Consider the following 3,824-nt stretch of genomic DNA (forward strand, 5'->3'; position numbering starts at 1 on the left):
TCGCGCGGCCATCGAGGGCCTGACCGTTCATGCCGTTGATGGCCGCCTGCGCTTCAGGATCCGACCCCATCTCGACGAAACCGAAGCCTTTCGAGCGGCCGGTGTCCCGGTCCATCATGACCTTTGCCGAGCTGACAGTTCCGTACTGCGCGAACGCCTGCTGGAGATCGTCGTCGCGGATGTTGTACGAGAGATTGCCGACGTACAGTTTATTGCCCATGGGAGAGCTACCTTCCTGTTCTTTGCCGAGATGTGGAGCTTCTACCCATTGAACTATTTCAAGAAGGCGCTGCGTCCATACACAGACTGGCAAATATAAGTGAATTGGCCACAAGATTTGACAGGGACAAACCGGATTTGTTGTTTTGGAGCAGACGACATGCGCATCGCCAGCCTGGTGCCGAGCGTCACCGAGACGCTGGTGGCGCTCGGGCTCGCCGATCGGCTGGTCGCGCGCACCGGCTACTGCATCCATCCGGCGGCGGAGGTGGCGCAGATCGCCAAGGTCGGCGGCACCAAGACGGTGAACCTCGCCAAGCTGAAGCGGCTTCGGCCGACCCATGTCGTCGTCAACGTCGACGAGAACCGGCTCGAGACGGTCGAGGCGATCCGCGCCTGGGGCGCCGACGCACCGGAGGTCGTCGTGACTCACCCGCTCGGTCCCGAGGACAACCCGGCGCTGATCGAGCAAATGGCGGCGACCTTCGCCAGGCAGCCGGGCTTGGCCGAACGAGCGGCGGTCATGGCGGCATCGATCGGCGCCGAGCTGGCGCGGACCGAGCCGGGCCGCCGAGTGACCCGCGTGCTCTACCTGATCTGGCACGAGCCGTGGATGACGGTCGCCCGGGACACCTACATCTCGCGCATGCTGGCGCGCGTCGGATGGCAGACCTGGCCGGAGATGCACGGTGGCGCGAAGGGGGCCGCGCGCTACCCGACGGTGCGGGGCGACGAGGCGTGGCGGGCCGAGGTCGAGCTCGTGCTCCTCAGCTCGGAGCCTTTCGCGTTCACCGACGCCCATCGACAGGCGGCGCACCGCCTGTGCCCTTCGGCGCGGGTGCTCCACGTCGACGGCGAGCTGCTCAGCTGGTATGGCGTGCGTGCCGTCGAGGGCCTGCGCTACCTGCGCCGGATCGCCGCCGACAATGCCGGGCCCTTCCTCCCGAGCTGATGCGCCCGTTCCCGTCTTCGTCGAACCACCTCACGGCCGCTTCGTGACCGAGACCACCTACGACTACATCGTCTGCGGCGCCGGCACCGCCGGCTGCCTGCTCGCCAACCGGCTGAGCGCCGATGCAAACAAGCGGGTCCTGCTCGTCGAGGCCGGCGGCAAGGACGGCTACCTGTGGATCCATATCCCGGTGGGCTACCTCTACTGCATCGGCAACCCGAGAACCGACTGGCTCTACGCCACCGAGCCGGCGGCGGGCCTCAATGGACGCAGCCTGCGCAACCCGCGTGGCAAGGTGCTCGGCGGCTCGAGCAGCATCATCGGGATGATCTACATGCGCGGCCAGGCCCGCGACTACGACGGCTGGGGCGCCGGCGACGGCCACGGCGCCAACCCGGGCTGGAGCTGGGCCGAGTGCCTGCCCTACTTCCTCAAGCACGAGGACCATCACGCCGGCGCCGACGAGTTCCACGCCGCACCCGGGTTCGATCCGTCGGGCCGCCGGCCCGGCGGCGAATGGCGGGTCGAGAAGCAGCGCCTGCACTGGCCCTTGCTCGACGCATTCGTGGCCGCCGCCGTCGAGGCCGGGATCCCGCGCCGCGACGACTTCAACCGGGGCGACAACGAAGGTGTCGGCTACTTCGAGGTCAACCAGCGCGGCGGCGTTCGCTGGAACGCAAGCAAGGCCTTTCTGCGTCCGGCCTTGCGCCGTCCCAACCTGCAGGTGCGCTTGGGCGGACACATCACCCGGGTCGTGCTTGACGGTCGGCGGGCGGTCGGCGTCGAGATAGAGGCCGCGGGTGGCCAGCGCGACGTGGTGCGCGTGGCCCCCGGCGGGGAGGTGATCCTGGCCACCGGCGCCATCGGCACGCCGCAGATCCTGCAGCTCTCCGGCATCGGCCCGCCGGCCCTGCTGCAGTCGCACGGCATCGAGGTGCGACACGCCCTGCCCGGCGTCGGCGAGAACCTGCAGGACCACCTCCAGATCCGCGCCGTCTTCGGCGTCGAGGGCACGCGCACACTCAACACGATGGTGGCGACGCCCTGGGGCAAGGCCCTGATCGGCCTGCACTACGCGTGGAAGCGGAGCGGGCCGATGAGCATGGCGCCGTCGCAGCTCGGCGCCTTCACGCGCAGCAGCCCCGACGTTCCTCACGCCAACCTGGAGTACCACGTGCAGCCGCTGTCGCTCGATGCGTTCGGCGAGCCGCTGCATCCGTTCAACGCCTTCACGGCGAGCGTCTGCAACCTGAACCCGACCAGCCGCGGCCATGTCCGCATCGGCTCGGCCCGCGCCGACACGGCGCCGCGGATCTCGCCCGACTACCTCGCCACCGACGCCGACCGGCTGATCGCCGCGGCGAGCCTGCGCCTGACCCGGCGCATCGTCGACCAGCCGGCGCTCGCCCGCTTCCGGCCGCGCGAGCTGCGCCCCGGCCCGCAGTACGAGAGCGACGCCGACCTGGCCCAGCTCGCCGGCGACATCGGCACGACGATCTTCCACCCGGTCGGCACGGCCAAGATGGGCCCGGCGGCCGACCCGATGGCGGTGGTCGACGCCCGCCTGCGCGTGCACGGGATCGGCGGCCTGCGCGTCGTCGACGCCAGCGTCATGCCGACCATCACCAGCGGCAATACCAATTCGCCCACCCTGATGATCGCCGAGCGTGCCGCCGAGTGGATCCTGGGCGCGGCATACTGATCCCCTGCCTCGTCCGGAGCCGCCATGAAAGTGCACGCCGTCGCCAAAGTCCGCCTCGATCCCGACGGCCGCGTCACCGGGGTGGAGTGGGGGCCGGTGAACACCGGCACCAACGAGTGGCACACCGAGCCTGAGGTGGCCGACGTGGCGGAGGTGGTGGCCGCGCTCGACCGCCACGAGGACGTGTTCGCCCTCTTCCCCACCGGGCACGGCATGATGCCGATGCGGCGTTTTCGCGTCGTCGAGTACGACAACGGCTGGCGTACCGTCAACCTGGACGGGCCGCCGACGCACGAGCACGAGATCCACGACATGCTGCGCGTCGGGAGCTGAGCTCCTCATCGCCGCCGGCGAGAGGACCTTCTTACGCGGCCCGGCGACGCAGGCGCGGACCGCGGAGCCGGGCCAGGTCCGTGGCCTCCCTGCGGAGCGCGGTTCGGGTTGACCCCGCGCCCGGCATAAGGATCGGACCATTGGGTCTTTGCGGGAGCGGGGCGCGACCTACCATGCTCGGTTCACCTTTTTCCGGGCGTCTGCCATGTCCTCTGCTCGCACCCCGTCATCCCTGCCGCGTCGTCGCGCCCTGCGTTCGGCCGCTGGCTTCCTGATCGGCTCGGCCGTGTTCGTCTCGGCCGGCGCCGCGTTCGCCGCCGGGCCGACGCTCCTCAACGTCAGCTACGACGTCGCGCGCGAGTTCTACTAGGAGATCAACCCGGCCTTCCAGAAGGCGTGGAAGCAGCAGGCCGGCGAGGACGTGACGATCAACCAGTCGCACGGCGGCTCGAGCAAGCAGGCCCGCTCCGTCCTCGACGGCCTCGAAGCCGACGTCGTGACGATGAACCAGTCGAGCGACGTCGACATCCTGGCGTCGCGCGGCAAGCTGATTCCGGACGACTGGGCGAAGCGCCTGCCGAACAATGCCGCGCCGACGACCTCGGTGACGGTGATCCT

At 69.6% G+C, this 3,824-nt stretch carries 5 protein-coding genes and 1 pseudogene; 5 read left to right on the forward strand and 1 reads right to left on the reverse strand.

The window, feature by feature from the left end; translation table 11 throughout:
* On the reverse strand, window positions 1-220 hold a 220-nt coding region (gene rbp, locus AC30N0_RS13210; protein WP_489518372.1), incomplete at its 3' end, for an RNA-binding regulator.
* 159 nt (window positions 221-379) lie between these two features.
* On the opposite strand from rbp, the gene AC30N0_RS13215 reads away from it, so the two are divergent.
* The 5 genes and pseudogenes from AC30N0_RS13215 to AC30N0_RS13235 all read left to right on the forward strand — a co-directional run.
* Window positions 380-1,171, forward strand: a complete 792-nt coding sequence (locus tag AC30N0_RS13215; RefSeq protein ID WP_489518373.1) for a helical backbone metal receptor — start codon at window positions 380-382, stop codon at window positions 1,169-1,171.
* Between the two features lie 43 nt (window positions 1,172-1,214).
* Window positions 1,215-2,873 carry a GMC family oxidoreductase gene (locus AC30N0_RS13220; RefSeq protein ID WP_489518374.1) on the forward strand — a complete coding sequence of 553 codons (1,659 nt, stop codon included), beginning with the start codon at window positions 1,215-1,217 and terminating at the stop codon, window positions 2,871-2,873.
* A 24-nt stretch (window positions 2,874-2,897) separates the two neighbouring features.
* A complete protein-coding gene (locus tag AC30N0_RS13225) occupies window positions 2,898-3,206 on the forward strand; it encodes a hypothetical protein (RefSeq protein ID WP_489518375.1) in 309 nt (102 codons plus the stop codon).
* 205 nt (window positions 3,207-3,411) lie between these two features.
* Window positions 3,412-3,576 (forward strand): hypothetical protein, encoded by a 165-nt coding sequence (locus AC30N0_RS13230; protein ID WP_489518376.1) that lies wholly within the window; start codon window positions 3,412-3,414, stop codon window positions 3,574-3,576.
* A 51-nt stretch (window positions 3,577-3,627) separates the two neighbouring features.
* A pseudogene (locus AC30N0_RS13235) lies at window positions 3,628-3,824 on the forward strand (sulfate ABC transporter substrate-binding protein); the annotation flags it as partial.

The organism is Rhizobacter sp. (assembly GCF_031412495.1).
Taxonomy (GTDB): Bacteria; Pseudomonadota; Gammaproteobacteria; order Burkholderiales; family Burkholderiaceae_C; genus Schlegelella_A.

Bases quoted from the DNA above. Each gene is read 5' to 3' on its own strand.
- AC30N0_RS13230 (WP_489518376.1), top strand. From the start codon at position 3,412: ATGTCCTCTGCTCGCACCCCGTCATCCCTGCCGCGTCGTCGCGCCCTG.
- AC30N0_RS13215 (WP_489518373.1), top strand. From the start codon at position 380: ATGCGCATCGCCAGCCTGGTGCCGAGCGTCACCGAGACGCTGGTGGCG.
- AC30N0_RS13225 (WP_489518375.1), top strand. From the start codon at position 2,898: ATGAAAGTGCACGCCGTCGCCAAAGTCCGCCTCGATCCCGACGGCCGC.